Annotated in this window: 17 protein-coding genes; 6 read left to right on the forward strand and 11 right to left on the reverse strand. The window is 69.5% G+C overall.

The genetic code is table 11. From position 1 onward, the window contains the following. Positions 1-7: 7 nt before the first annotated feature. The 9 genes from ROZ37_RS14110 to ROZ37_RS14150 all read right to left on the reverse strand — a co-directional run bounded on the left by ROZ37_RS14110 (position 8) and on the right by ROZ37_RS14150 (position 13425). A complete protein-coding gene (locus tag ROZ37_RS14110; RefSeq protein WP_312660212.1) occupies positions 8-1324 on the reverse strand; it encodes a sigma-54 dependent transcriptional regulator in 1317 nt (438 codons plus the stop codon). Continuing rightward, positions 1321-4392 (reverse strand): peptidase domain-containing ABC transporter, encoded by a 3072-nt coding sequence (locus tag ROZ37_RS14115; RefSeq protein ID WP_312660213.1) that lies wholly within the window; start codon positions 4390-4392, stop codon positions 1321-1323. Before ROZ37_RS14115 ends, ROZ37_RS14110 begins: the two co-directional genes overlap by 4 nt. A 16-nt stretch (positions 4393-4408) precedes the next feature. After that, entirely contained in the window at positions 4409-5161 is a 753-nt protein-coding gene (locus ROZ37_RS14120; protein ID WP_312660215.1) for a peptidylprolyl isomerase, read from the reverse strand. A 30-nt stretch (positions 5162-5191) separates the two neighbouring features. Beyond that, on the reverse strand, positions 5192-6565 hold the full coding sequence (locus tag ROZ37_RS14125) for an HlyD family efflux transporter periplasmic adaptor subunit (RefSeq protein ID WP_312660217.1): 1374 nt from the start codon (positions 6563-6565) through the stop codon (positions 5192-5194). Further along, the gene (locus tag ROZ37_RS14130; protein ID WP_312660219.1) at positions 6543-9068 is read right to left on the reverse strand and encodes an FHA domain-containing protein; all 2526 of its coding nucleotides are present in this window, start codon (positions 9066-9068) and stop codon (positions 6543-6545) included. Before ROZ37_RS14130 ends, ROZ37_RS14125 begins: the two co-directional genes overlap by 23 nt. A gap of 59 nt (positions 9069-9127) precedes the next feature. Further along, positions 9128-10633, reverse strand: a complete 1506-nt coding sequence (locus ROZ37_RS14135) for an efflux transporter outer membrane subunit (protein ID WP_312660221.1) — start codon at positions 10631-10633, stop codon at positions 9128-9130. Positions 10634-10661: 28 nt separating this feature from the next. Further along, positions 10662-12587, reverse strand: coding sequence for an HD domain-containing phosphohydrolase (locus ROZ37_RS14140; protein ID WP_312660223.1), 1926 nt, complete (start codon positions 12585-12587; stop codon positions 10662-10664). A gap of 185 nt (positions 12588-12772) precedes the next feature. Further along, positions 12773-13066, reverse strand: coding sequence for a hypothetical protein (locus ROZ37_RS14145; protein ID WP_312660225.1), 294 nt, complete (start codon positions 13064-13066; stop codon positions 12773-12775). A gap of 71 nt (positions 13067-13137) precedes the next feature. Then, positions 13138-13425: a hypothetical protein gene (locus tag ROZ37_RS14150; protein WP_312660226.1), complete on the reverse strand. Its 288-nt coding sequence runs from the start codon at positions 13423-13425 to the stop codon at positions 13138-13140. Between the two features lie 539 nt (positions 13426-13964). Between ROZ37_RS14150 and ROZ37_RS14155 the strand changes: the two genes are divergently transcribed. After that, complete coding sequence (locus tag ROZ37_RS14155) at positions 13965-16007, forward strand: protein kinase domain-containing protein (RefSeq protein ID WP_312660228.1); 2043 nt, start codon at positions 13965-13967, stop codon at positions 16005-16007. 206 nt (positions 16008-16213) lie between these two features. Here ROZ37_RS14155 and ROZ37_RS14160 read toward each other — a convergent pair whose 3' ends face one another. Further along, positions 16214-18142 (reverse strand): SUMF1/EgtB/PvdO family nonheme iron enzyme, encoded by a 1929-nt coding sequence (locus tag ROZ37_RS14160; RefSeq protein ID WP_312660229.1) that lies wholly within the window; start codon positions 18140-18142, stop codon positions 16214-16216. A 399-nt stretch (positions 18143-18541) separates the two neighbouring features. On the opposite strand from ROZ37_RS14160, the gene ROZ37_RS14165 reads away from it, so the two are divergent. The 3 genes from ROZ37_RS14165 to ROZ37_RS14175 all read left to right on the forward strand — a co-directional run bounded on the left by ROZ37_RS14165 (position 18542) and on the right by ROZ37_RS14175 (position 20416). Beyond that, positions 18542-18958 (forward strand): DUF4399 domain-containing protein, encoded by a 417-nt coding sequence (locus ROZ37_RS14165; RefSeq protein ID WP_312660231.1) that lies wholly within the window; start codon positions 18542-18544, stop codon positions 18956-18958. A 52-nt stretch (positions 18959-19010) separates the two neighbouring features. Next, positions 19011-19445 carry a DUF4399 domain-containing protein gene (locus tag ROZ37_RS14170; protein WP_312660232.1) on the forward strand — a complete coding sequence of 145 codons (435 nt, stop codon included), beginning with the start codon at positions 19011-19013 and terminating at the stop codon, positions 19443-19445. A gap of 374 nt (positions 19446-19819) precedes the next feature. Continuing rightward, positions 19820-20416, forward strand: coding sequence for a hemerythrin domain-containing protein (locus tag ROZ37_RS14175; RefSeq protein WP_312660233.1), 597 nt, complete (start codon positions 19820-19822; stop codon positions 20414-20416). 90 nt (positions 20417-20506) lie between these two features. On the opposite strand, the gene ROZ37_RS14180 is transcribed toward ROZ37_RS14175, so the two are convergent. After that, entirely contained in the window at positions 20507-21160 is a 654-nt protein-coding gene (locus tag ROZ37_RS14180; RefSeq protein ID WP_312660234.1) for a Crp/Fnr family transcriptional regulator, read from the reverse strand. Between the two features lie 29 nt (positions 21161-21189). Between ROZ37_RS14180 and ROZ37_RS14185 the strand changes: the two genes are divergently transcribed. Both ROZ37_RS14185 and ROZ37_RS14190 read left to right on the forward strand, forming a co-directional pair. Beyond that, the gene (locus ROZ37_RS14185; protein WP_312660235.1) at positions 21190-23238 is read left to right on the forward strand and encodes an adenylate/guanylate cyclase domain-containing protein; all 2049 of its coding nucleotides are present in this window, start codon (positions 21190-21192) and stop codon (positions 23236-23238) included. A gap of 232 nt (positions 23239-23470) precedes the next feature. After that, positions 23471-26926 carry a FecR domain-containing protein gene (locus tag ROZ37_RS14190; protein WP_312660236.1) on the forward strand — a complete coding sequence of 1152 codons (3456 nt, stop codon included), beginning with the start codon at positions 23471-23473 and terminating at the stop codon, positions 26924-26926. The last annotated feature ends 45 nt before the right edge of the window (positions 26927-26971 follow it).

Here is a 26971-nt window from a genome sequence, read left to right on the forward strand (position 1 = left end):
GCCCGCTTCAGCGGCGCTCCTCGCGCTGGCGGGCCGCGTTGCGGAAATCCTTCGAGTGCAGCCCGTGCTTCTTCAGCAGCGTCTGCAGATGCGAGCGGTTCATCTCGCAGCGGCGCGCGAGCTCGGACACCGTGCCGCCGACTTCCTGCAGGCCGCGTTCGAGAAACTGCCGCTCGGCCTCGTCGCTCGCCGCCCGCTTCGCGTCGCTGAGCGAAGCCGGCGCGGCCCCGGCCGCCGAAGGCGTCGCCGTCTCCAACTCCGCGCCCGCGCTGCGCGGCGCGCCCGGACGGATGTCCGGCGGCAGGTGCTGGACGTCGGCGGTGTCGCCGGCGAGGCACGACAGGCGGTAGATCAGGTTGCGCAGCTCGCGGATGTTGCCGGGATAGGCGTAGTTCAGCAGGAAGTCGCGCAGCCGCGGCGTCGTTTTCAGCGGCCGCCGTTTCAGCGCTTCGGCCGCCTCGTCGCCGAAGAACGCGATCAGCAACGGGATCTCGTCGCGACGTTCGCGCAGCGGCGGCAGCGTCACGTGGATCACGCCGAGGCGGTAGAAGAGGTCCTCGCGGAAGCGCCCCTCCTCGCTCCATTTGCGCAGGTTGCGGTTCGTCGCCGCGACGATGCGCGTGTCGACGGTGATCCGCTCGTCCGAGCCGACGCGCTGGATGTCGTGCGATTCGAGCACGCGCAGGAGCTTCACCTGGCCGGTCAGCGGCAGCTCGCCGATCTCGTCGAGGAAGATCGTGCCGGTGTGCGCGCTCTCGAACTTGCCCTTGCGGTCGCTGACCGCGCCGGTGAAGGCACCCTTGCGGTGGCCGAAGAGCTCGGATTCGAGCAGGTTTTCCGGGATCGCGCCGCAGTTCACCGACACGAACGGCCGGTCGGCCCGCGCGCCGTTCGCGTGGATGACCTTCGCCATCAACTCCTTGCCGGTGCCGCTCTCACCGTCGATCAGCACCGGCAGATCGGTCGGTGCGGCCTTCTCCGCGATTTCGAGCGCTTCGAGCAGCAGCGGGTTGTCGCCGAACGTGCCTTCGAACTGGAAGCTGCGTTCGAGCAGCGCGCGGCGCCGCTCGCCGGGCGCTGAGACGACGGGCTCGGCCGCGGCCGGCTCCGCTCCGGCAGCGGCGGCCTCGACGAAGCGCTCCTTGTGCGACAGCTGCATCACCTCGTCGCGCAATGCGTTCGTCTGCCGCAACAGCTTCTCGATGTCGGGGCGCGCGAGCGTCGGCGCCCAACGCAGCGCCGAGCGCAGGATCTCGATCTTTTCGAGCAACCCGGCGTACGAGATCGCGGACCCGGCACGGCCGCGCGGGGGCAGGATCTTCATGCGGCAGCGAGCTGCTTCTGCACGAGCTGGTAATACATCCCGCGCCGTTCGACGAGTTCGTCGTGGCGGCCCTGCTCGACGATCGCACCTTCGTACAGCACGAGGATCTTGTCGGCGCGCATGATCGTCGACAGCCGGTGCGCGATGATCACCGCGGTACGGCCTTTCAGGATCTCCTGCATGTTGCCGATGATGTTGCTCTCGGACTGCGTGTCGAGCGCGGATGTCGCCTCGTCGAACACCAAGAGCCGCGGGTCGTGGTACAGCGCGCGCGCGATGCACAGGCGCTGGATCTGCCCCCCGGAAAGGCCCACGCCGCGTTCGCCGACGACCTGCTCGTAACCGAGCGGGAGCTTGCGGATGAACGCGTGCGCGTCGGCCATCTTCGCGACCTCCTCGATGCGGCGGCGGTCCGGCGCGACGTCGCCGCTCGCGATGTTCTCGGCGATCGTCCCGGAGAACAGCAGGTTGCTCTGCATCACGTAGCCGACCTGCGCGCGGTAGTACGCCTTGTCGATCGTCGCCATGTCGTAGCCGTCGACGAGGATCCGCCCGTCGGTCGGCGGGTAGAAGCCGACGAGGAGCTTCGCGAGCGTCGTCTTGCCCGAGCCGCTCCTGCCGACGATCGCGACGAGCTCGCCCGGCTTGATGTCGAAGCTGATGTTCTCGAGCACGTAGGCGGTCTCGTCGCCGCCGTAGCGGAAATACACGCCGTCGAACCGGATGTCGCCCTGCAGGTCCGGCAGCACTACGCGCGACCCTGCGTCCTCGGGCTTCTGTTCGGGCTCCATGTCGAGCACGTCGCCGAGCCGCTCCATCGCGACCGCGGCGTCGTTCACATGGCCCCACAGCGCGACGAGTCCCATCAGCGGCGCGAGCACGCTGCCCATCAGCGCGTTGAACGCCATCAGCTGGCCGATCGTCAGCTCGTGCGCGAGCACCTGCGTCGCGCCGACCCACAGGATCGCGATCGTCGTCGCGGCGTTCAGCAACTGGCTCGCGAAGCCGACCTTCACGCTGAACATCTGCGCGCGGTACTGCACTTCGAGCGCCTTCGCGTACTTCTTCTCCCACTTCAGCCGCACCGGGCGCTCGATGCCCATGCCCTTGACCGTCTCGACGCCGCCGAGCGCTTCCATCAGGAAAGCCTGCGCGTCGGTGCCGGTGTTGAACACTTCGCGCGCGTAGTTCTTGATACGCGGCGTCACGAACACCGTCAGCGCCATGATCGGGATCACGAACGCGATCAACAGCAGCGTCATCTTCGCGTTGTAGAGGAACAGCACGGTGAAGTAGATGAACACCATCAGCAGGTTCAGCACGGTGTTGATCGTCGCCTCGGTCAGAAAGGCGCGGATCGTCTGGTTCTCCTGGAAGCGCGCGATGATGTCACCGGTCTTGCGCTTGGCGAAGAACGAGAACGGCAGCGACAGCGTGTGCTTGAAGAAGTGCGACATCATCGAGAAGTCGAGATTGCGCACCATGAAGTTCGCGAGGAAGGCGCGCACCGTGGCGACAACCTGCGACGACAGGTTCGCGATGATCAGCCCGACGATCAGCAGATGCAGCAGGCTGACGTTCTCGTGCACGATCACGCCATCGAGGATGTTCTGGATGATCATCGGCGGCACGAGGCCGAGCATCTGGATCACGAAGGTCGCCATCAAGAGATGCGCGAGGATCTTCTTGTACGGCCGCAGGTAGCCGACGAAGCGCACCCACGGCGAGCGCTCGGCGGCGAGCTGGACGAGGTTCTGTCCGGGCGTGAACAGCAGGCAGGTGCCGCTCCAGCCGCGCTCGAACTCCTCGACCGTCATCTTGCGGAAGCCGAGGCCCGGATCCGCGACCCACACCTGCGCCTTCGACACGCCGTACACGACGACGTAGTGGTAGCCCTCCCAATGCACGATGAACGGCAGCTCGAAGCCGAGCAGCGCGTCGAACGTGCATTGCACGCCGCGCGTCGTGAAGCCGAGCGTCTCGCCGGTGCGGGCGAGGCTGTCGAGCGTCGCGCCCTGCGTCGTCACGTTCGCCATCTCGCGCAGCTTGCCGAGCGTCATCGGGATGTCGTAGTGGCGGCAGATCATCGCTAGGCAGGCCGCGCCGCAGTCCATCTCCTCGGCCTGCTCGACGAGCGGGAAGCGCCGGATCAGCCGTTCGCCGAACTCGGGCTTCGACTCCAGGTCGAGCATCACGCGCAGCTGGCGACGCTCCGCGAGCGTCTTGCGCCGCTGCAACTCGCGCTCGTGGACGCGGATGCGCTCTTCGAGCACTTCGCGCAGCTTCGGGTGGCGTTCGAGGATCTGGTGGACGGATTTTTCCGGGATCACGAGCAGCGTCGTATCGACGACCGCGACCGCGCTCGCCGGCTGCTCCTGGCGCATCAGGCACGCCTTCTCGCCGAAGATCTCGCCGTGGCCGAGCGTCGCGAACGGGAACTCGGTGCCCTGCTCGCTCCTCACGAGGCGCACTTCGCCCTGGCGCACGACGTACAGCCGCCGGTCGTCGCGCGCGTCCTGCTTCAGGATCTCGCGGCCGGCGGCGACGCGCTTGACGCCGACGCTGCGCACGAGCTCTTCGAGCTCGGCGCGGTCGACCTTGCCACGCAGGTCGAAGAGCCGCGCGACGACGCCGCCGGCCGAGCCGATCGCGACGAAGCTCGTGACGAACGCGAGCGCGGCCGGATTCCTCGCGAGCACCGGCTCGAACGCGGTGCGCGGGAGGTACAGCAGCTCGGTCTTCGCCGACGCGCGCGCCGAGAACTCGTGGCGGTACTCGCGCAGCGCCGCCATTTCGCCGACGACTTCGCGCGCCTTGCGCACGCCGAGGCTCGTCTCCTTTCCGCCTTCGTCGGCGAACACGCGCACCGACCCCGACAGGATCACGAACACGCCGGCCGCGTCGTCACCGGCGCGGCACAGCGTCTCGCCGAACGCGAGGAAGCGCCGCTCGCCCTGCGCCGCGAGCTGTTCGAGCTCGTCGGCGGAAAACGGCGACAGCAGCTCAACGGACGACAGGAAGTCCGCGAGGAAATCGGCGACGGGGGCGTTGTTCGGGGGCACGTCCATGCTGCAGCCTTCGCGCTCAGCGCGCTTCGATCACATGTTCCTGGGCGCGGGCGGCGAGCCACCCGTCGCGCAACAGGCGCCGCACCTCGGCTTTCGTGTCGTCGTCGAGCCGCGCCGGGTGCTTCGCGCTGACGAGGAAGATCTCGTGGAAGGACTTGTCGGGCGCCGGAAACGGTCCGAGAAGATCGCCGACCGCAGCGTTGAAGACTTTCGCCTCGACGTCGGTCTTAAGCGAGCCGCGCAGCACGCGGCCGACGAAGCCGCCGTCGTCGCGCGTGTCGGCGATCGAATGCTCGCGCGCGAGGTCGGCGAAGCTGTCCGGCTCCTCTTCGAGCAGCGACAGCATCTCCTTCGCCTGGTCCTCGGTTTCGAGCACGATGTGGCTGACCTCGATGCAATCGAAGCGCGGCGAATTGAGCTGGAAATATTCCTCGACCGCGCGCTCGCTGCAGACGCGCTCCATCATCTTTTCCTGGTACAGCCCATCGACGATGAAGGCCTCGAACTCGTCGAGCGTGACGCCCATCCCGTCGAGGTAGTTGTTCATGTCCGCCGCGCGGTGCAGGCCGAGCACGCGGCGGAACTGGTCCGCGCGCGCCTGGATCTCGTCGGGCGACACCGGGATGCCCTGCTTCTTCGCGGCGTGCACCGCGACGCGATCGCGGACGATCTCGTCGATCAGGCTCTCGAAGCGGCCGGAGAGCTTCAGGATGCGGACGAAATCCTCGCTGCCGATCGTCTCGTCGTCGATTCGCACTATCGCCGTCATCTCGGGCTCCTTGCTGGTAACGGGCGCGGCTCAACCGCGGATCTGGCGGAACGGGTCGAGCGCGAGGTCGATCAGCCGCCGCTCGCGCACGACGATCTCGGCGACCGCGGTCATGCCGTAGCGCACCGGGTAGGCCTCGCCGGCGACCTCGTAGTGGTCGCGCGCGAGGGCCACATGTCCTTCGTAGACCGGTTCCTTGGTTTTCGCTGCCGGCAGCGTGGTCGGCGAGATGTATTCGAGGTTGCCATCGATCAGCCCGTAGCGCTGGTACGGGAACGCGGCGAACTTCAGCTTCACCGGCTGCCCTTCGCGCAGGAAGGCGCGGTCGCGCTCGGCGATCTGCAGCTTCAGCACCGCGCGCGCGTCCTTCGGCGCGATGCCGCCGAGCGGCGTGTTCGCCTGGATCTTGTCACCGGGCTGCGTCGTCGCGACATCGGTGACGACGCCGGACACCGGCGCGAGGATCAACAGGAAGTTGTCCTTGTCGATGTTCTCGAAGCGGACGCGTTCGGCGGCGTTCGCGGCGAGCCGCGCGCTCTGCAGCTGCAGCCGCAGCTTGTTCTCCTCGTTCGTCATCTCGCGCAGCGCGGCGTCGTACTGCAGGCGCAGCCGCGTCAGCTCCTGGTCGCTCGTCTCCAACTCGACGCTTGCGCGGTCGGACTCCTGCGACAGCCGGAATTCGAGTTCGCCGAGCCGTCCCTGCGCCGCGCGCAGCGCGTTCTCGGCCGCGAGATAGGCGGTCTTCTTCTGTTCGACCTGCAGCTCGGACACCCCGCCGCCGCCCGGCAGCGCGAGCAGGCGCTGGAAGCGGGCCATCTCCTCGCGCGCCGCGTCGCGCAGCTGGCGCGCGTTGTCGAGTTCGCTGCGCGCCTGCAGCACCTGCGCGCGCTGCGCCTCGGCGAGCTTCGTCGTCCCCTCAGCGGTGCGCTTCTCGTGCACCTTCAGCGCGACTTCGATCTGCTGCTTCAGCGCGGCGGCGCGGCGTTCGAGCAGCGCCTTCTTGTCCGGGAAGTTCTTCCACTCGCGCTCGGCGTCCTCGAGCTTCAGCTGCGCTTCGAGCGCCTGCGCCGCGGCCTCGACCGCACCGCGCGCGTCGAGCCGCGCAATCACGTCGCCTTGGGACACCGGCTGCCCCGGCTCCATGTAGATGTCGGCGAGCTCGCCGTCGATCGGCGCGTACACGCGGCGCACGTCCGATTCGGGCGCGAGCACGCCGTCGGCGGTGACGATCACGTCGGCGCGGCCGACGAAGGACCACACGAGCGCCGCGAGCATCATCACCGCCATCGCGACGACGAGCATCTGGCTGAAGCGGCCGGGCTCGGCGCTCAGGATCGCGATGCCTTCGGCGCTGTGGTCCTCGAGCGCGTCGCTCAGCGGCTTAAGGTTGCTTTCGTTCTTCATCGCTCCGTCCCCCGATCAGCGCGAGCTTCGCCTGCAGCACGCCCGGCTCGAGCACCGTGTGGAGTTCCTGCAGCGACTGGCGCTGCAGCGCCGCTTCGGTGTCGATCTCGTCCGCGAGCCGGCGCCAGCGCTCGGCGACGTCGGCCTTCAGCATCTCGTGGATGCGCACGCCCTGGGTCGCGTCGGCCTGCGCGTCCGCGAGCCGGCGCGCCTGTTCGCGGAACTTCGGCGACACCGCGGATTCGAGGCGCTGCTCGCCGCCGATCCCGCCGCTCGTGCGATAGGCGCTCCACGTGCCCTCGGCGCGGTCGAGCAAACCGCTCGCACGCGCGAGCGCCTTGCCGCGCATCCCACCGATTTCTGCCGCGGTCGCGCGGACGAAGAACACGTCCTCGTCGGGGTCGAGCGACGCGTGGAACGCGAGCAGCCGCTCGTCGCGCGTGCCGGCGTCGCGGCCCTTCGTGTCGCCCGCTTTCGCACCGACTTTCGCGGCGCCACCCTGCTGCAGCGCGCCGAATTCCCGCGCGATCGCTTCCTTGCGCGCCAACTCCTCCACGGCAGCGTCGGCCCACGGCCCGGCATCGATCCGCCGCAGCGCGTCGAGCGCCTGTGCGGTTTCGCCTTTGCGCCACGCGTCGGACGCGCTGCGGTAGCGGCTCACGGTCTCCGCCGACGGCAGCGCACCGGCGCCGAGCTGCGCGAATTGCCGCTGGAAGGGTGGCGTCGCGAACTGCAGCGTCGCGAGCCGCGCGACGAGGGGCCCGAGCCGGCGCTCGCGCAGCTCGCGGTCGAGCGCGACGTACTGGCGCAAGTCCTCGCGCAGCCGGTCGATGCCGGCGAGGCGCGGATACTTGCCGGCATAGTCGTCGAGCACCGCGCCGAGCGCTTCCGCGCGACCCGCCGCGAGATCGCTCCCGATCGTCTCGTCGAGCCGGTCGATCGCCGCGAGATACACCGACTCGTCGCTTTCGAGCCGGCGCAGGTGCGTCAGCGCCTCGGCGTGCAGCTCGCGGAACTCGGGCACGACGTTCGCGACCCGCGAGAGCGCACGCTGGTGCGCCTTCGCATCGTCCTGCCAGCGGCCGACGAGCGCACGGATCGTGGCCTCGTCGCCGTAAATGCGGATCGGCGCGTCCGGCCCGCCGCGCCCGGCGACGAAGTGCTCGATGTCGGCGACCCAGCCGAGTTCGGCGAGCAGCGCCTGCGCCTCGGCGTTGTGCCGCACCGGCGCCTTCATCTCGGCGAGCACCGCGCCCGCGGCGTCGAATTCGCCGCCTTCGACCTCGCCAATCCATTGCGGCAGCTTCGCCTTCAGGATCGCGTCGGTGCCGATCGTCCTCACGCCCGCGTCGCGCGGATCGCGCGCGAGCTGCGCGTCCGCAACGCTCGCTGCGCGCGCGTAGTCACCCGCCGCGACGAGCGTTTCGAGCTCGCGCTCGTCGCTGCCGGCGAGCCGCAGCCCGACCGCCGCCGCGGCGATCAGCAGCAGGACGGGCAGGCTCCACTTCAGCGCGCGACGGCCGGCGCGACGGTCCTCGCCGGCGAACGCGCGGCCGAACTCGCGCGCGAACACCGCAGCGCGGCGCTCGCGCTTGGGCGTCGGGCGGACCGCGTCATCGCCTTTCGGCGCGGCCTCGGCCGCCGCTTCGTCGGCGGATGGCGGCGCGAGGCAGAAGATGTCAAGGAAGGAGTCCGGCGCGGCGACGAAGGTCGTCCTGTCGGCGTTGCCGCCGTCCGCGGACGGCACGGACGGGCGGAAGCGCGTCAGCGTCGGTTCGGTCTCGACTTCGCGCTGCAGGCCAATCTTGTAGACGAAGTGGCTGCCGCCAAACGCGAGCACGTCGCCGTCGTGCAGCTCGACCGCGCGCTCGTCGAGCCGCGTGCCGCCGACGAAAGTCCCGTTCGTGCTGCCGAGGTCCTCGATGAAGGGCACGTCGTCCTTGACGAAGATGTGCGCGTGGCGCCGCGACACGTAGGTCACCTGATGCGGATAAGCCTCCTTATAGCGCGCAAACACGTCGTCGATCTTGCCGACCAGGAAGGGGAAGCGCGTGATGACGATCGGTTCGAGCAGCAGGTCGTCGCGCTCGGGCGTCAGCGTCAGGCTCAGCAGCGTGCCGGCCTTTCGGGGAGTACGCGCGCGCGGCAGTAGCTTGACGCGGTACGACAGCACGTCGCCGAAGCGCAGCTCGTCGCGCTCGTGCAGGCGGCACGCGGTGTCGCCGACCGTCGCGCCGTTGACCTTCGTGCCGTTCTTGCTGCCGAGGTCGGCGACGTACAGCTCGCCGCCTTCCCAGAAGATCCGGGCGTGACGACGCGACAGCGCGGCGACGACGTCCGGGTCGTACGACGCGAACGGCAGCTCGTTGCGCCCGACCGCGAACGGCGTCGCGTCGATCAGGATGTCGCCGAATTCCGGGTGCGACACCGCGCGCAGGAGCACCGAAGTCTCCCGGCCCGCCGGAGCGCTCGCTTCGGCGATGAACGCGCCGTCATCGGTCATGTTCGGATACCGTCATGCACGCCTCGTTGAGGTGTTCGTCGGCGATCTTCGCGCCCGAGCTACTGCGCGGATTGCGGCTCGCGCGGCGCGTTCGCGACCTCGACGGCGGGCCAGCCGCCGCCAAGCGCCTTGTACAGCGTCACCGTGTCGGCAAGGATCTGCTGGTGGTTCGCGAGCAGCGCGAGCTGCGCCGACAGCAGCGAGCGCTCGCTCTCGAACACTTCGAGCTGCGACACCACGCCCTCGCGCACCTGCGCCGCGATCTGTTCCGCGACGACCTCCAACTGCTCGATCTGCTGCTGCAATTCGACGCGCTGCTGCTTGTGCGCGTCGAGGTTCGTCAGCGCGTTCTCGACTTCCTCGAACGCGCCGATCACGGTGCGCTGGTATTCGTGCTCGAACACTTTCGTCTGCGCCTCGCTGGTCTTCAGCCGCGCCTTGATGCTGGGGTCGAACGCCGGGATGTTGATGCTCGGCAGGAAACCGAAGGTGAAAGACTTCAGCAGATCGCCGAGCGCGAAGCTCGACGTGCCGGCGCGGCCGGTGAGGCTGATCGACGGCAGCTGCGCGAGCTTCGCCTGCCCGACCAGGTCGTACGCGCTGAGCACACGAAATTCGGCGGCGACGATGTCAGGCCGGCGGGCGAGGAGCCCCGACGGCAGTCCAGCGGGCACGACCGGCAGCTTGACGCGGTCCTGGAGGTGGCCCGGCGGCACCGTGAATTCGCCCGCGGCGACGCCGAGCAGGGTCGCGAGCGCGTTGCCGGCAAGCTCGCGCGCGCGGCGCAGCTCGATCAGGTCGTTCGTCAACCGGTTGTTCTCGGCGCCCTGGCGCAGCACCTGCGTCTTCGGGATCAGCCCCTGGCCGAGCATCGCGGTGTAGGTGTCGAGGATCAGCCGGTTGCGTTCGAGCGCGCGCTGCTGGCGGTCCACCTGCTCGTCGAGCTGCAGGATCTGGAAGTAGGTCGACGACACGTCGGACACCAGCGCGAGGTAGCCCGCGCGCCAGTCGGCTTCGGACGCGCGGAATTCCGCGGTCTGCGCCTGGACGCCCTTCTCGACCTTGCCCCAAACGTCGAGCTCCCAGTTCACCTGCGTGCCGAGGTTGAAAGTCTTGGAGAATTTCTGGCCGGTGCTCTTTTCGAAGCTCGCGCCGGCGCCGATGTCGAGCGTCGGCAGCGCGCCAGCGCGCGCCTCGGCGATCTGCGCCTTCGCGACCTGGATGCGCGCGGCGAGGATCTTGACGTCGAAGTTGCCGGCGATCGCCCGGTCGACGAGCTGCTCGAGATAAGGGTCGCCGAACGCGCGCCACCAGTCGGGCGCGATCGTGTCGGCGGCGGACACGTTCGGCCGCGACCACGTGGTCTTCTCGGGCGTCTCGGGGCGCGCATGCTCGGGCACATCGACGAGGCCCGCACAGCCGGCGAGCAGCGCCAGCGCGGCGGCGGCGAGCACCAGGCGGACGCTCCGCGACAAACCGCGGCCCCGACGGCCGTCGCTCGCGGTGCTCCGCGGCATGCGCGCACAGCGCGGCAGGACGGACGGAAGGGTCGGTTGGCGCAGCATCGTTCGCTCCGGTGTCGGGTGGCCGGCGTCAGGCCGCGGCCCATGCCTTCGATTCGACGAACACGCGGAACAGCCGCGGGTCGAGGTGCCCGGCGCGGCACTCCGCGTCGAGGAGGTCGAGCGCCGTTTCGAGCGAAACGGCCTTCTTGTACGGCCGGTCGCCGGCAGTCAGCGCGTCGTAGATGTCGCAGATCGTCAGGATCCGCGTCTGCACGCAGATCTGTGCGCCGCGCAGCCCCATCGGATAGCCCGAACCGTCGAGCTTTTCGTGGTGGCCGTGCGCGATCGCGGGCACGCCGGCGAGGTCGCGCGTCCACGGGATCAGGATCAGGAAGGAATACGAATCCGCGACGTGCGCCTCGATCTGCCGGCGCTCGTCGGCGGTCAGGCAGCCTTTCGCGACGCTGAGCGCGAGGAAATCTTCGGCGTCGAGCAACGGCACGCGGCCGCCCGCGGCATCCTCGAAGCGGTAGTCGAGGATCGCGTCGAGCTCGGGGAGGCGCTCGCTCAGCGTGATCGCGGGCTCGTTCGCACGGCGGATCGTCGCGAGGAAGCCATCGAGCTGCGCGAACTCGTCGCGCAGCCGCTCGTCGATGCACCGCTTTTCGTCGCGGAACGCCGCGAGATCGAGCCCGTGTTCGCAATGCCGCTCGGCGAGAGCCCGGTATGCCTGGCGTTCGAGGCTCGCGCATGCGTAGTCGAAGCGCAGTTCGAGCCGCCGCATCTCGGCGTGATGCAGCTTCTTCTCCTTGCGCAGCACGTGCTCGCGCACGCCGACCTTGCCGAAATCGTGCAGCAACGCGGCATAGCGGATCTCGCGCAGTTGCTCGCCGGTGAAGCGGACCGCGCGCAGCTCGGAGCCGTCGGCGCGATCGACCGCTTTCGCGAGGTTCTCGGCGTAGCTCGCGACACGGAACGAATGCCCCGCGGTCACCGGGTCGCGCTCCTCGATCGCCTGCACCGACGCGCGGACGAAGCCGTCGAGCAGGCGCTCGATGTCCGAATAGAGCTGGAAGTTCTTCAGCGCGACGGCCATCTCGGCGCACACGCCGGTGAGCATTTCGAGGTCCGGCCCCTTGAACGCGTACGGGTCGGACGAGGTGTCGACCTGCACCAGTCCGAGCACGTCGCCTTCGAGCAGCAGCGGCACGCACATCACGCTGCGGATCGCCTGCGCGATGATCGATTCCTGGTTGCCGAAACGCCGATCGGCGAGCGTGTCGACCGACAGGATCGACAGCTTCCTGTTCAGCACTTCGTCGACGATCGTGCGCGAGATCCGCACCGACGCCGGATCTTCGACCGTGCCGTCGCGCCGGCGCGCGGCGACCGGGACCGGCGCCTCGCCGTCGTTCTTCGCGAGCAGGATGAAGGCGCGCTCGGCGAGCGGGAACAGCTCGAAGATCAGGTTCATGATCTTCTCGATCAGCGTCGCGGAGTCCGTGACCGCACCGAGCGCGATGCCGACTTGCGCCATCGCGTGCAGCTTGCGGATCGTGACTTCGGGATCGCTCCCGCCGCCGTCGGCCGGTGTCTCCAGCGGGCGGGCGTATTGCGTCGCGTCGACGGTCTGCTTGATCAGCGTCGGCAGGCTTTCGCGGACCGGCACGAGCAGCGAATGGAACACGAGTTGCGCGGACGACACCGACACCTCGTCGTTGTCGTGCAGCGGGTGCCAGGTGCCCGGCGTCAGCCGTTCGCCGCCGACGAAAGTGCCGTTGAACGAATGCAGGTCCTCGATGAAATACTCGCCGCCCGAGAGGCACACGCGCGCGTGCCGGCGGCTGACGGTGTGGTCCGGAATGCACAGGAAGCGGTCGGACGCGAGCGAGTCCTGCGGGTCCCGGCCGATGACGACTTCATCGTGCAGCGGGAACACCTTGCCGCTCCCCGTCATTTCGAGATAGGCCGTCACCGGGCCTTCGGATTCGGGAATGATCGCCGTGTTACGCATCCCCCGTTCCCCCGCTTCCGCCAGACCCGCAGGTCCACCGAAATTCGACCGGGGCCGGGACACGCGGTTCCGGCTGTCCATGTCGCTCGGCGGCTTTCCAAGGGTTCGCATCGTCGCGGTGGGCATCGGCGGATGGAGGTCGGGACAGGGGCGGAGGGGGAGCCGCCGCCCCTGCGGGTCGGTCGTCAGAACGTGACGTTGTTCGTGATGTCGGCGTGCTGCTTCGCGGTCACCGGCACCGACGGCGAGGCCATGCCGCCGAGTACGGCGACGTTGGCGTTGACGTTCGTCCCGACCTGCTGCCCCTGGTTGATCTGCTGGACCGCGTCGAACGAGAAGTTCTTCACCGAGCTGTCGGAGTGGCCGTACCACGGAAACAGCCCGTAGTGCCCCATCGTCATGCCGCCGCGCACTTCGCTCATCGCGGCGCGGCCCAGTTCTTCAGAAAGCGAAAGATCGTTGATCGTCAGCGTCGTCATTGCAGTTCTCCTGGAGGGAAAGGGTCGTCGTCTTCGGTGCGGAGGCCCGCGGCCTCCACCCGAGAGGAAAATCAGAAGGTCACGTTGTTGGTGATGTCGGCGTGCTGCTTGGCAGTGACGGGCACTGACGGCGACGCCATGCCGCCGAGCACCGCGACGTTCTTATTGACGTCGGTCGCGACCTGCTGCCCCTGGTTGATTTGCTGGATCGCGTCGAACGAGAAGTTCTTCACCGAGTTGTCAGAGTAGCCGTACCACGGATAGTACGGGCCGAGCTTCATGCCGCCGCGCACTTCGCTCATCGCGTCGTGGCCCAGCTCTTCAGTGATCGAAAGGTCCTTGATCGTCAGCGTTTTCATGGCGGTTCTCCTGGTACGTCGTTGAGGTTGGGGGTCTGATTCGAGCACTTCGGTGCGCTCGACAGACCTATCGCAGAGAGCGTGCCAGCAGGGCGACGGCCGCCCCAAAAATCACTTAATTAACTGATTTTTCGTAGTTTTTCTCCGGCATCACGCGATTTCCGGGCCCGCGAGCGGAAACGACGACGACTGCGCTGGTGGGCCGCGCCGAACAACGCGCGCGGCACCTGTCGGTAAATTGCGAACACCTTCCGCTGCCGGCCCCGGCGCGGGCCGCCGGCGGTCCCGCGCGACCCGCCCGCCAACCCGTTACCCGCCGGCGCTTTCCGCGTCCGGCCAAGCCGTTCGAGATGGACTATATTTTTCTTGAACCCCAAATGAGGAATCCATGCCGGTGACGCCGCGGTTGCTCCCTTCGTCCGACACCACGCCGCGATGCACGCATCGTCCGGCACGCGCGCTCGCCGGGCTCATCCTCGTCATCCGCAGCGAACGAGAATCCGGGCCCGGGAGATGCCAGGCCGGCTGAGGGGAAGCGCATGGCGAGCCTTTCACACGCGCTGCATGCTTTTCAGGCCGGCGGTCTCTCTCCGAACGAGTTTTTCGCCGAGGTCGACCAGGCGCTCGCGGCCGAGCGCAACGACTCGGCGCGCCTGCTCGAAATCCTCAGCGAAGAGCACACGAAAATCCCGCTGCCGCCCGATGTCTATGCCGAAGTCCATCGCCGCATCGAGCACCTCGCGGAGTCCGGCCACGCCGAGAACGACGACCAGACGCGGATGCTGATCGCCGGGGCCGCGCCGTCGGCTCACGCCGCCGCGCCGGGCGCCGCCACGCCCGAAGCGGAGCGCGTCAAGGGCGTCGGCGACACGATCAATGGCCGCTTCCTGCTCGAGGAATGTCTCGGCTTCGGCGGCATGGGCACGGTGTACAAGGCGCTCGACCTGCGCAAGCTCGAAGCGTCCGACCGCAACCCGTACATCGCGATCAAGGTGCTGAACGTCCAGTTCCGCGGCCACCCGAAATCGCTGATCGCGCTGCAGCGCGAGGCGCGCAAGGCGCAGACGCTCGCGCATCCGAACATCGTCACCGTGTACGACTTCGACCGCGACGGCTCGATGGTCTACCTGACGATGGAGTACCTGGCCGGGCAGCCGTTGAGCCGACGGTTGCGCGCGCCCGATTTCCACGGCCTGCCGTATCCGCAGGCGCTGCCGATCATCGTCGGCATGGGCAACGCACTGTCGTACGCGCACGAGCGCGGCTTCGTCCATTGCGATTTCAAGCCGGCGAACGTCTTCGTGACCGACAAGGGACAGGTCAAGATCATCGACTTCGGCATCGCGCGCGTTTTCCGCCGCTCCGAAGAGGAAGCCGAAGCGACCGTGTTCGACGCCGGGACGCTCGGCGGCCTCACACCCGCGTACGCGAGCCCGGAAATCCTCGAACACCGCGAGCCCGATCCGCGCGACGACATCTACGCGCTAGGGTGCATCGCCTACCAGCTGCTGACCGGCGCGCATCCGTTCGGCCAGTTGCCGGCGACGCAGGCGCGCGCCGCGGGACTGCGGCCGCAGCGGCCGAAGAAGCTGCCGGCGCGGCAGTGGCGAGCCTTGCGCAACGCGCTGGCGTTCGACCGCGAAGCGCGAACGCCGACCGTCGCACAATTCCTCGCCGGGATGAACCCCGAGCGCCGCGTCACGACGCCGGCCGCAGCCGGGATCGCCGGCGTCGCCGCGGTCGCGCTCGTCGCCCTCGGGCTGCTCTATTTCCGCGAACCGTCGGGCACGCTCGGCCCCGGCTCGGCACCGCCGGCGGTCATCCCCGAGGAGGAGGTCCCGGCGATCGACGAGGCGCCCGCAACGGCCGAACCTCCCACCGCCGCCGAGGCGCCCGCAACCCCGCCGCTGTCGCTCGCCGCGGTCACGCCGGCGCTCGCGCGCGTGCCGTGCTCGGCGTTCGCCGCATCGGTCGAGGGCGGAACCCTGCGCGTGGAGGGCTATCTGCCGCGCAGCTTCGGTGTCACGCGCCTGCGCGACGGGCTCGGCGCGATCCCCGGCGTCGGGACGGTGAACACCGACGTGCAGACGGTCAGCGACGAGAAATGCCCGGTTCTCGAGACCTTCGGCCGCTACTGGACCGCAAATCACCAGGCGGGCGACAAGGCGTCGGTGCGCATGGACGGCAACCGCCGCGAACTGACCGAGGGCGACCGCCTCGTCGTCGACGTGACGACGCCGGCGCAGGAGTCCTACGTGAACGTCGACTACTACGCGCTCGACGGCAACGTTGCCCACCTCGTGCCGAGCCCGCGCGCGAGCGCGAACCGGGCGCCGCCGCGCTATTCGGCGAAGATCGGCACGTTCGCCGAGTGGACGATCTCGAAGCCTTTCGGCACCGAGCTGATCGTGCTGGTGACGACGCCCGAGCCGCTGTTCGACACCATGCGGCCCGAGTACGAGGCGCGGCCGGATTACCTGCGCGCGGTCGACGAGCGGCTGCAGCAGATCGCCGAAAAACATGGCGCAGACAAGATCCGCGCCGACTTCGTGCTGATCACGACGCGCGCGCGCGGCGGGTGAACGTGCGCCGCCTTCTTGCTCACTCGACCGCTGAAGATCGCTCGGGCTGAGCTTGCCGAAGCCCCGGCAAGCCCTTCGCCAAGTCCAAGGCGATCGGTTGCATTACTGACCCGGCAACGAAATACCCTTCGGGCTGAGCCTGTCGAAGCCCTGTGCTTGCCCTTGGACAAGCTCTCGGCGAACGCTTGTATCAATTTGCCAAGCGACTAGTCGGCGTCCCGCGCGACGCGGAAGCCATTCTGCGAATGGCGCACGCCGGCGTCGTACTTGAAGCGCGTCGACGACAGCATGTAGTCGGCCCCTTCGCGCCACGAGCCGCCGCGGATGACGCGGGCGCGGCAATTCGCGTCGTCCCACGCCCGCCCGTCCTCCGGAGCACCCTTGTACGTGCTGTGCCAGCAGTCGGCGACCCATTCCCACACGCTGCCGTTCATGTCGTACAGCCCGTATGGATTCGGCGCGAACGAGCCGACGTTCGCCGGTCCGTCCTGGTTCCACGGTTCGCCGCAACCCTTGCAATTCGCCTTGCCGGGGACCATCTGCGCGCCCCACCAGTGGCGCGTCGTCGAGCCGCCACGCACCGCGTACTCCCACTCGGCCTCGGTCGGCAGCCGGTAGGACTTGCCGGTCGTCTTGCTCAGCCACTGGACGTACTGGCGCGCGTCGTCCCAGCTCAGGTCGCGGGCCGGCGCATTCTTCGCCGTGACTTCGTCGCCCGAGAGCTTCGCGCACGCTGCCGCAGCGACGCACGCGGCCCACTGCTCGTTCGTGACCTCGTACTTGCCGATCGCGAATGCGCGTCCGAGCGACACGCGGTGCGCGGGCCGCTCCGACGGATCGTCGGTGTTACTGCCCATCGTGAACTCGCCGCGCGGCAACTCGACGAGCGCGGGACAGGCGGGACAGTCCTTGACTTCCTTCACCTGCGGCGCGGCCGCCGGTTTCGCCGCCTGCGGTGTGGCAGCCGGAGCAGGCGTCGGCTTAGCGGCCGGAGGGGCCGTCGGCGCAGCAGCCGGCGGAGGCGTCGGCGCGGCGGGCATCCGCGACGCGGGGGCCGCCGGCTTCGCCGGCGTTTCGGCTTTCGGAGCGGCCGGCGCCTTCGGGGGAGTCTCGGTCTTCGGCGCCGCCGCGCGCAGCCGTTCGATCCGCGCACGGGCGAGCGCGGCGAAGCGGCCATTCGGGTACACCTTCAGGTAAGCCTCGTAATCGCTCGCGTGCTCGCTGTCCTTGATCGAGTCCCAGAACGCCAGCTCGTACTGTTCGGCGCTGTCCTTCGGCAGGATGCCGCGGGTGCGCCCCTCCCCGCCGGCGCTTTCGTCCGCGTCGACCGCGGCCAGCACTACGGGCGGCGCGGCGGCGCCCGCGAGCACGAATTCCGCCGTCAGCGACGACGAGATCCGCGGCGTCTGCTCGCCTGCGGTATCGCGCGCGACGCTTGCCGCAGCGCGCCGCAGCGCATGCTCGATGCCTGCTCCGGGCATTGCGACGCGGCGCAGCAGCGCTTCGGTGAATCTGCCCGCGGTCACGCCGTCAGCCGCCAACTCGCCTGGCGCAGCAGCGTAGGCGACCAGCGTGTCGTCGGGCAGCGCTTCGGTCGCGTCGGATACCGCGCCGGAGAATGGGTCGTTCCGACAGCTGTCGAGGATCACGAGATTGAGACGGCCAAGACGTGGCGCCGCCATGCCGGCAAGGACGTCCCGCAGCGCGATCCCCTTCGTGACGAGGCCGGCAGGCGCGCTGCCGTCGGCGTCAACCGGCGCGAGGAGCGTGTCCTCATGGACGCGGAATCCGTGCCCCGCGAAATAGAAGAGGCCGACGCCGCCCGCTTGCAGGCGCGCGTGGAAGTCGTCGATCGCCCGTTTCATCTGCGGCGCATCCAGGTCCGTGTGCGTGACCACCTCGAAGCCGAGCGAGCGCAGGCTGCGGCTGATCGCGTCCGCGTCCGCGACCGGCGTCACGAGCGGATCGCTCTCGTAGCGCGCATTGCCGATGACGAGCGCGACGCGCCGCGATGCGGTGTGGCCGTCGAACGCGGCCGCGATGGAGCCGTGCGGTGCGGCCTCTCCGGCCCCCGCTTCGACCGCGCCGGAAACGAATGTCGCGCACGCGCCAACGATGAGTAGTTCTCGCCACACGTCCAGACCTCGCTTGTCTTGTCGTTGAGGATGTCGCTGGCGGCGGGAGACGGGAATGCTCCGCCGCTGCAAATCGATTCGGTACGCCTTCGGCGCGGCGTTCGCGCGGAGGGAGACAGGTTCGCGGCCGGGGCCCGGCGGCGGGGCTGCGGTCGAAATCCGGCCGGGGAATCAGGCCTTTTTCTCGATTCATTATATGTATCTTTCCCGCGACTTCCGGCCTAATCTTGGTTAGGCAATCGACGTCGGCAGGGCGCGCGGAGCGAGCTGCCGACGACGCCGTGCACACGCAGGCAGCGGTCCCACTCCTCGACGAGCGTAACCGGGCATTCGCGAAAAGCCGAAAAGCTCGAGGCCGCTGCATTCGCGCCGGACATTTCTCTCGGAGGATTGCCCAGCATGTTCAGGGAAATCGCGCTCGCCGCATTGGCGGCAGCAAGCCTGGCGTCCGCCTCGGCCGCTGGAACTCCCTCTCCGGAGAACGCCGAGGCGTACATCATCTGGCCGCCTGACGGGGCGGTGATCAGCGGCGGCAAGCTGTGGGTGCGCATGGGGCTGCGCAACATGGGCGTCTGCCCGAAAGGCGTGGAACGGCCCAATGTCGGCCATCACCACCTGCTGATCGACACCGAGCTGAACACCGAGGGGCAGATTCCGTCCGACCGGAACCACCTGCACTTCGGCGCCGGCGAAACCGAGGCGCGCATCGAGCTTCCCCCCGGCAAGCACACGCTGCAGATGCTCCTCGGCGACCACGACCACAGGCCGCACGACCCGCCGGTGTTCTCCCAGAAGATCACGATTACGGTGCCCTGACGGGGCCGCCTGCGCGTCGCGTGTCACGAGCGAACGAACCGGGAGCGAATCGATGGACAAGCGCATCCACATGCCCTTCGTTGCCGCCGCGGCGGTGCTGCTGCTCGCCGGCGCCGCGGTGGCCGGGCCGACAGCGGCGCCGCACGATGCCTACCTGTACATCGGCTGGCCGAACGACGGGCAAGTTTTGCCGGCCGGCCAACCGTTCCGGGTGTGGTTCGGCCTGCGCAACATGGGCGTCGCGCCGAAGGACGTGAAATTCCCGAACACCGGCCACCATCACCTGCTGGTCGACACCGACCTGCCGCCCGCCGACCAGGAAATCCCGTCCGACCGCAACCACCTCCATTTCGGCGCCGGCGAGACCGAGACGATGCTCGAACTGCCGCCCGGCCGGCACACGCTGCAGTTGCTGATGGGCGACGACAAGCACATCCCGCACAACCCGCCGGTGTCGTCGAGGAAGATCACGATCACGATCCGCTGAGCGGCCGCGCGGAAGCGGCCCCGGTTCGGTCGGGGCTGACCGGTTGCGATGCAGAGTCTGGCTACGATGCCGCGGCCGGCTCAGATGCGATGGCCGGTTCCGACATCTACAAGACGGCTGTAAGACTTACCGGAAAGAATGTGCCGTCGGCATCAAGGGCCCGCCCACAGCCGGGCCGCATCGGCCTGTTCGCGTTTGATCCGAACGACCGATGCCGGAGTCGACGGCGGCCGCGCCCTCATCGCCGCGATCGCCGGGAACGGCGATTGCGAGCCCGAGAGGAATGTTGGGCGATTCACAGGAACAAGCGATCGCCAAGCGACGACGTTCGCCCCTGACGCGAGCGTCGTTATCCCCGAACCAACCGGAGAGAGATGATGAATCCGCTGATGCGCAAGCTCGCGCCGACCGCGACACACCAGATCCGCACCGACCACACCCACGTGCTGTCGATCTTCCATCAGTACGAGACCGACACCGCACCGCAGACGAAGAAGGCACTCGTCAACAGCGCCTGTCTGTCGCTCGAGATCCACTCGCAGCTCGAAGAGGAGATTTTCTACCCGGCGATGCGCCAGGCGATGGCCGAGGGCGGCACGGTCGACAAGGCGGTCGGCGAGCACCAGGAAATGCACCGCCTGATCGCGCAATTGCGCGGCATGGAGCCGACCGACATGGATTACGACGAGACCTTCATGACGCTGATGCGCGACGTGCTGCATCACGCGGCGGAGGAAGAGACGATCCTGCTGCCGAAGGCCGAGCGCCTGCTCGGCAGCAGCCGGCTCACGGAGCTCGGCGGCGAGATGATGAAGCGCCGGCTCGAACTCGCGAAACCGCACGCGGGCGAGATCGCGATGAATGGCGTCCGCACGATGCACACCTCGACGCTGCTGATGACGACCGGCGCGGTCGCCGCCGGCGCCTACCTCGTCAAGAAGGTGTTCGACCGCGGCCACCATCACGTCTGACGCGCCGCCGCGCGTGGCGGGTCGCGACAGGGCCCGCCCACCGATCGAAGGTCGTCGTTCCGCAAGGACGGCGGCCTTTCTCGTTGGCGATCACCAGCGCGCGGGGAGCTTGCGCAGCAGCACCAAGCGTTGCGGCTCGATCGAGAGATATCCGCCGACGACGAGATCGCGCACGATGCGATTGACCATTTCGCGCGACGCGCCGACGAGGTTCGCGATCTCCTGCTGGGTCAGGCGGCGTTCGATGACGCGGTGGTCGCCTTGCGGCACCGCGAGGGAATCGAGCAGGCGGTGGATACGGCCGAAGACGTCCTCCAGCGCGAACGCCTGCACGTTCTCGGTCAGCGCCCGGATGCGGCGCACGAGGTTGCGCAGCACGACGTGCATCGACTCGTGGTTCGACTCGATGAGGGCGAGGAAGGTGTGGCGGGGAACCTGCAGCAGCTCGCAACGTTCGAGCGTCATCACCGAAGCCGAGCGCGGGGCGTCGTCGAGCAGCGCGAGTTCGCCGAAATATTCGCCGGGGTCGAGGATGCACAGCGTGAGTTCGCGACCACTCTCGTCGGTCAGGAAGACCTTCACCGATCCGCTCTGCACGACGAAGAGCCCGTGCCCGTCGTCGCCCGCATTGACGACCACGGCGCCGCGCGGGAAGACGCGCAGCGGCGCGCCGCGCGCGAGCGCTTCGAGCTGTGCCGCAGCGAGGCCGGCGAACAGCTCCACGTGCTCCAGATATGCCGTCATGCGCAGTCCCTCCGGGGAGTGGGCGAGTCGTGAGCGGCCCTGACCGGACGTCGCGGCGGCGGGGGATCGGACGTTGGTGGACGTCGGCGCTGGCGACCGCCGTGCTGGCGGTCGGGCTGTGGCAGTCTCCGGTCGGAGAACTCGAGCGCGGTCCCGGATTGCGGGCCCTTTACGCCTTGCGCGGAACGTCGCCGCCGCCGGACGATGTCGTAATTGTAGGCATGGATTCGGCCTCGGCCCAGGCGCTGGGCCTGGCCGAGCGTCCGGACGCCTGGCCGCGACGGCTGCACGCGCAGCTCGTCGCCGGTCTCGCGGCGAGCGGCGCGCGCGTGATCGGATTCGACCTGTTGTTCGCGCAGCCGCGGGATGCGCAGGCCGACGCGGCGCTCGCCGCCGCGATCCGTGACGCGGGCAACGTGGTGCTGGCCGAGACGGTGCGGCGCGACTTCGTCCGGGCCGCCGACGGGCAAGTCGTCGCCAGCACCGAGGCGCGCGTGCCGCCGCTGCCGATGTTCGCGGACGCCGCGGCAGCGACCGCCCCGTTCGTGCTGGCGAAGACACCCGACGGGATCATCGAGTTCTGGCCGCGGGTCGCGACGCTCGGCGATCGACCGTCGCTGCCCGCGGTCCTGGCCGAGCGCATGTTCGAGGGTGAAGCTGACGACAGGCGGCACGAACACCGGATCCCCGACGCTTCGCCGCTGACGTTGAACCTCTACGGACCGCTCGGTACCGTGCGGACGATCCCCTACCCGCGCGCGCTGGAGCTCGTCGCCGATCCGCGCGAAGGTGCGCGCGTGTTCGCGGACAAGGCGGTGATCGTCGGGTATTCGGAGTCGAACCAGTCGCGGCAGATCGATGCCTACCGGACGCCGTTCAGCACCGCCGAGGGCGTCGACGTCAGCGGCGTCGAGCTGTGCGCGACCGCGCTCGCGAACCTGCTCGACGCGTCCTGGCTGCGTCGCCCCGCCGAACCCGCGACGGCCGCGCTGCTGGCGCTGCACGCGGGGCTGCTGGCGCTGCCGTGGGGTTTCGTCCGTCCGCGAGCCGCGCTGCTCGCGAACGCGGCGACGAACCTCGCCTATACCGCTGCGGCGTACCTCGCGTTCGCGACGATGTTCCTGTGGTTGCCGGTCGTCGTGCCGCTCGTGTTCTCGACCGCGATCGCCGGCGCGCTCGGGATAGCGTTGCAGCATCGCGACGACCTGCTGCGCCGGGCCGAGCTGGAGCGGGCGATCGAGCTCGGCGTGCCGCGCCGCGCGGTCGAAAAGCTCGCGACGGTGCTCGGCACGACGCCGGGCAGGACCGTGTTCGCGGTGTGCCTGTGCAGCGATATCGTGTCCTACACGACGCTCGCCGAATCGCTGGCTCCGGGCGCCGCGCGCGACGTGCTGAATCGCTATTTCGGCCGCTTCATCCCGGTCGTCGAGGCGCATGGCGGCTATGCGTCGGACCTCGTCGGCGATTCAGTGATGTCGCTTTGGATCGCCGAGTCCCAGCCGGAGCGCGCGGTCGCGGACGCGTGCCGCGCGGCGATCGAACTCGACCGGATCATGAACGGAGCCGCCGCCGGAGACTCCACGTTGCCGACGCGCCTCGGCCTGCATTGCGGGCCGGTCTTCATCGGCGAAGTCGGCGGCGGCGAGCGCCGCGAACTGCGCGCGGTCGGGGACATCGTGAACACCGCGAGCCGCATCCAGGGGGCGAACAAGTATCTGAAAACCGGCGTGCTCGCTTCCCGCGAGGTCGCCGAGCGGCTCGACGCCGCCCCCTCGTCCGGGAACGCGCGGCCCGCGCGCCGCAAGCTCGGACGGTTCCGCATCGAAGGGAAAGGGCAGACGCTGGAGCTCGTCCAGCTGTCGGCCGCTCCGCTGCCCGCCGCTGCCGCCGACGCGTTCGACGACGGCCTGCGCGCGTTCGAGGCCGGCGACTTCGACGCGGCGCGGGGGCATTTCGCGGCGGCGCACGCGGCGGGCGACGCGGGACCCGCCGTGTTCTACGTCGAGCAGTGCTGCCGGCTCGCCGCGCAGCCTCGCGCGCAGGACGGGTCGGGCGCGGTGGTCCTGCCGGGGAAATGACGCAAGCTCCGCGGCGGTTCGCCAGCACGAAGCACCGGGCGACGGCAATGCTGCCGTTATCAGCCCGGCAGCAAATACCGTCCCGACCGAACTCGTCGAAGCCCCCCAACGCTCTTCGACAGATCGAGGGCGAACGGTTGCATGGATTGGCCGGGTCGGTAGCCGCGACGGCGAAGACAAGGACATGCGGCCGGTGTTTCAGTCCTTGTAGTGCCCAACTTGGGTGACTAGAGTGAGCCAAGGTTGCGTTTCGACGCTCTTCCTCGACAAGGACTCGACGATGCGAGGTAGGCCGGGCTGGCGAGGCGGCTGTGCGCTGCGGATCCCGATCGCTGTTGCCGCCCTTCTGGCCGCCCACGCCTTCGCCGCCTGCGAAGTGCCGGCGGGGCGCCTGGTTTCGGCGCAAGCGCGGGTCGAGGTCCGGGCCGCCGGGAAGGACGAGTGGATCGCCGTCACGCCGCCGCACGAGCTCTGCGAAGGCGACATCGTCACGGTGAGGTCGCCGGGCCGCGCAGCCGTCGTGCTCTACGACGACACCCTCGTCCGCCTCGACCAGAATTCGACCCTCCACCTGCTGCGCGCGGGCCGCGCAGCGGACGCCGAGGTCGGCCTGGCCGCCGGCGTGATCCACGTCATCACACCGGTGCGCAAGCGATTCGGCGTCAACACGCCCTTCGTCAATGCGCTGGTCGAAGGGACGGAATTCACGGTCTCCAGCACGCCGGACCGGGCGCAGATCGTCGTCGCCTCCGGCACGGTACGGGCGCGCAATGCGGGCGGAGAGTTGTCGCTGCGCGGAGGCGAAGCCGCGGACGCGCGGGGGGCCGAGAGACCGGCGGGGATTTCGGTCCTTCCGCTCGACGCGCTCCGCTGGGCAATCCATTACCCCCAGGTCGTCTGGCACGGCGAGCAGGCGCTGGCGGCGATGGCGCCGGCGACGCGCGTGGCGGTGACGAGCGCCCAGACGGAAATGGCGGCCGGCCGCCCCGCCCAGGCGCTGGCGGTGCTTCCCGACGCGACGGCGGACGAGGATGCGGTTCGCGTCGGCACGCTTCGGGCTGCGCTGCTGCTTGCGCTCGGGCGGGTCGACGCCGCGCGCGACCAAGGCCTCGACCGCTCGCGCGATGCGGCCGTGGCGGCCCTCGAAGCGATCATCCATGTCGCCCGCAACGAGCAGGACGAAGCGCTGGCCGCGGCCGACGAGGCCGTCGCGACGGACGCGGGATCGGCGGCGGCGTATCTTGCGCTGAGCTACGCGCGGCAGGCGCGCGGCGAGCCGGAGCAGGCGCTCGAAGCGGCGCGCGACGCGACGCGGGTGGCGGAGGAAAACCCCTTCGCGTGGGCCCGACGCGGGGAACTGGAGCTGTCACTGGCGCAGACGGCGCAAGGCCGGGCGTCGGTCGAACACGCGCTGGCGCTGGCGCCCGCGCTGCCGCGCGCGCAGGCCCTACTCGGTTTCGCGCACCTGCTAGAAGGCCGCACGCGCGACGCGCTCGCCCGCTTCGACGTCGTCATCGCCGCCGATCCGGACGAGCCGCTTGCCCACTTCGGCCGTGGGCTCGCGCGCATCCGCTCGCAGGAATTCGCCGAGGGGCGGCGCGACGTCGAGATCGCGGTGCTGCTCGACCCCGCCAACGCGGAGCTGCGCAGCTACCTCGGGCGCCTGTACGTCGAGGAGGACCGCGCGGCCCACGCGGGCGAGGAGTTCGATCTCGCTCGCCGGCTCGATCCCGCGTCGCCGACGCCGTGGTACTTCGACGCTTTCCGCCGCCTGCGCGACAACGATCCGCTCGGCGCGCTCGCCGATGGCCGCCGCGCGGTCGAACTCAACGACCGGCGCGTGGTGATCCGGTCGCCGCTGCTGCTCGACACCGACCGGGCGGCGCGCAGTGCGAGCCTCGGCCCCGCGCAGGCGGCGGTCGGATTCACGCAATCGCTGCGCGCCGACGCCCTCACGGCGCTCGCAGACGATCCGATCGGCCCGGCGGGACACCGCCGGCTCGCCGATGCGTACGCGGCGCTGCCCCGCTTCGAGAGCGCGCGCGTCAGCGAACTGCTGCAGACGCAGCTGCGCGAGCCGATCGGCCGCCTGCCGGTAGCGCCGCAATTCCTCGCTCCCGACCTGCCGGTGGTCGATGCGCCGCGCGCGCTCGCGCCGGAGGAAGCGGCCGAACTCTTCGAGCGCGGCCCGTCGCAGTTTGCCGCCACCGCACTCGCGGGCTCGCAGGCGACCCGGGGCGGCAGCGTGCTCGCGGCCCGTTCGTCGGAGCGCGCCCAGGTGTCGCTCGGGCACTTCGATTACCGCCGCGACGGCCTCGGCGCGGGGCGCGACATCGATCTTTCGGGCACGCGCGTCGGCCTGCAGTTCGCGGCGACGCCGGCGACGATGCTGCTGGCCGAGGTCGGCACCAGCGACCGGCGCGGCGGCGACGTCGTCGAGCAGCTCCTTGCGGGCGCGGGTGCGATGCCGCTGCGGCTCGATCATCGCGTGAGACGCGACCTCGCGCGCGTGTCGCTGCGACACGCGCCCGGGGTCGAGCGCGAATTCATCGTGTCCGCCGCCGCGCAGGACGCGGAGGAGCGCAGCATCGACCGGCTCGCGGGCGACATCGTGTTTCCGTTCGAGCGCGCAGACTTCGACCTGCGCACGCGCGTCGATGCGCGCGACATCGGCGCGTTGTATGCCATGCGGGGCGAAGACTACGGCCTCACGCTCGGCGGCGCGGCGTATCACCAGCAAAGGCGCACGCGTCCGACGCTCGGCCTGTGCTGCCTGTTCGGCCCGGAGCCGCTGGTCACGCCGCTCGGGCCCGAGACCCGCTCGACGACCCGGCACGACTCGCTTTTCGCCTACCTCGACGTCCGTCCGCATCCGCGCGCACGCGTGCATGTCGGCGTGGCTCACGATGCGCTCGATGCGGAACGCCCGCTGTCGGTCGCGCATACGAGCGGCAAGCTCGGCGCGAGTCTCCTCGTCGGACCGGCGACGACGCTGCGGGTCGCCGCGCTCGAGGGTGTGAAAGGCCCGAAGTACCGCGACCAGACGCTGGAACCGACGCAATTCGCCGGCTTCAACCAGGTCTTCGACGATCTCGACGGCACGCGCTGGCGGCGCAAGGGCGTCGGCCTGGACCACCGCTTCGCCGACGGCGGCGGCGCCGGGCTGGAATGGACGCGGCGGACGCTGTCGGTGCCGGGGCTCGGCTGCGGGCCGACGGATTGCCGCGCCGACTGGGACGAGCGGCTGCATCGCGCCTATGTCGAATGGCCGCTCGGTCGGCGCGTCGCGCTCTCGGCGGCGTGGCACTTCGAACGCCTGCACCTCGACGGCGGCCCGGCCGATTCCCCGTCGCTGCCCTTCCACGTGCGCACCGAACTCGTCCCGCTCGGCCTGTGGGCGCGCGTCGCGCCGCGCGTGGCGGCACAGCTCGAAGCGCAGCACGTGAAGCAGCGCGCGGCGATCGCGGACGGCACCGGCGGCGTCGAATCGCGTTCCGAATCGGCCTGGCTCGGCAACGCCCGCGTGTCCTACGTCCATCCGGGGCGCCGTTTCCTGCTGTCGCTCGCGGTCTACAACCTGTTCGACCGCCGCTTCTCGTTCCAGAACACCGATTTCAGCGGCAACCCGCGCGTGCCGCTGTTCCACCCGGAGCGCACGGTGCTGCTGCAGGCGAACCTGCGTTTCTAGCCGGCAGCCGCGTCGCCGGTCGCGACTGGCCCGCGGGATGCCACC

The sequence above is a fragment of the Aromatoleum sp. genome, assembly GCF_032027225.1.
GTDB lineage: Bacteria > Pseudomonadota > Gammaproteobacteria > Burkholderiales > Rhodocyclaceae > Aromatoleum.

Coding starts and splice junctions, on each gene's coding strand:
- ROZ37_RS14170 (WP_312660232.1), top strand. CDS start 19,011: ATGGACAAGCGCATCCACATGCCCTTCGTTGCCGCCGCGGCGGTGCTG.
- ROZ37_RS14155 (WP_312660228.1), top strand. CDS start 13,965: ATGGCGAGCCTTTCACACGCGCTGCATGCTTTTCAGGCCGGCGGTCTC.
- ROZ37_RS14180 (WP_312660234.1), bottom strand. CDS start 21,160: ATGACGGCATATCTGGAGCACGTGGAGCTGTTCGCCGGCCTCGCTGCG.
- ROZ37_RS14165 (WP_312660231.1), top strand. CDS start 18,542: ATGTTCAGGGAAATCGCGCTCGCCGCATTGGCGGCAGCAAGCCTGGCG.
- ROZ37_RS14145 (WP_312660225.1), bottom strand. CDS start 13,066: ATGACGACGCTGACGATCAACGATCTTTCGCTTTCTGAAGAACTGGGC.
- ROZ37_RS14175 (WP_312660233.1), top strand. CDS start 19,820: ATGATGAATCCGCTGATGCGCAAGCTCGCGCCGACCGCGACACACCAG.
- ROZ37_RS14150 (WP_312660226.1), bottom strand. CDS start 13,425: ATGAAAACGCTGACGATCAAGGACCTTTCGATCACTGAAGAGCTGGGC.
- ROZ37_RS14120 (WP_312660215.1), bottom strand. CDS start 5,161: ATGACGGCGATAGTGCGAATCGACGACGAGACGATCGGCAGCGAGGAT.
- ROZ37_RS14130 (WP_312660219.1), bottom strand. CDS start 9,068: ATGACCGATGACGGCGCGTTCATCGCCGAAGCGAGCGCTCCGGCGGGC.
- ROZ37_RS14115 (WP_312660213.1), bottom strand. CDS start 4,392: ATGGACGTGCCCCCGAACAACGCCCCCGTCGCCGATTTCCTCGCGGAC.
- ROZ37_RS14135 (WP_312660221.1), bottom strand. CDS start 10,633: ATGCTGCGCCAACCGACCCTTCCGTCCGTCCTGCCGCGCTGTGCGCGC.
- ROZ37_RS14110 (WP_312660212.1), bottom strand. CDS start 1,324: ATGAAGATCCTGCCCCCGCGCGGCCGTGCCGGGTCCGCGATCTCGTAC.
- ROZ37_RS14140 (WP_312660223.1), bottom strand. CDS start 12,587: ATGCGTAACACGGCGATCATTCCCGAATCCGAAGGCCCGGTGACGGCC.
- ROZ37_RS14125 (WP_312660217.1), bottom strand. CDS start 6,565: ATGAAGAACGAAAGCAACCTTAAGCCGCTGAGCGACGCGCTCGAGGAC.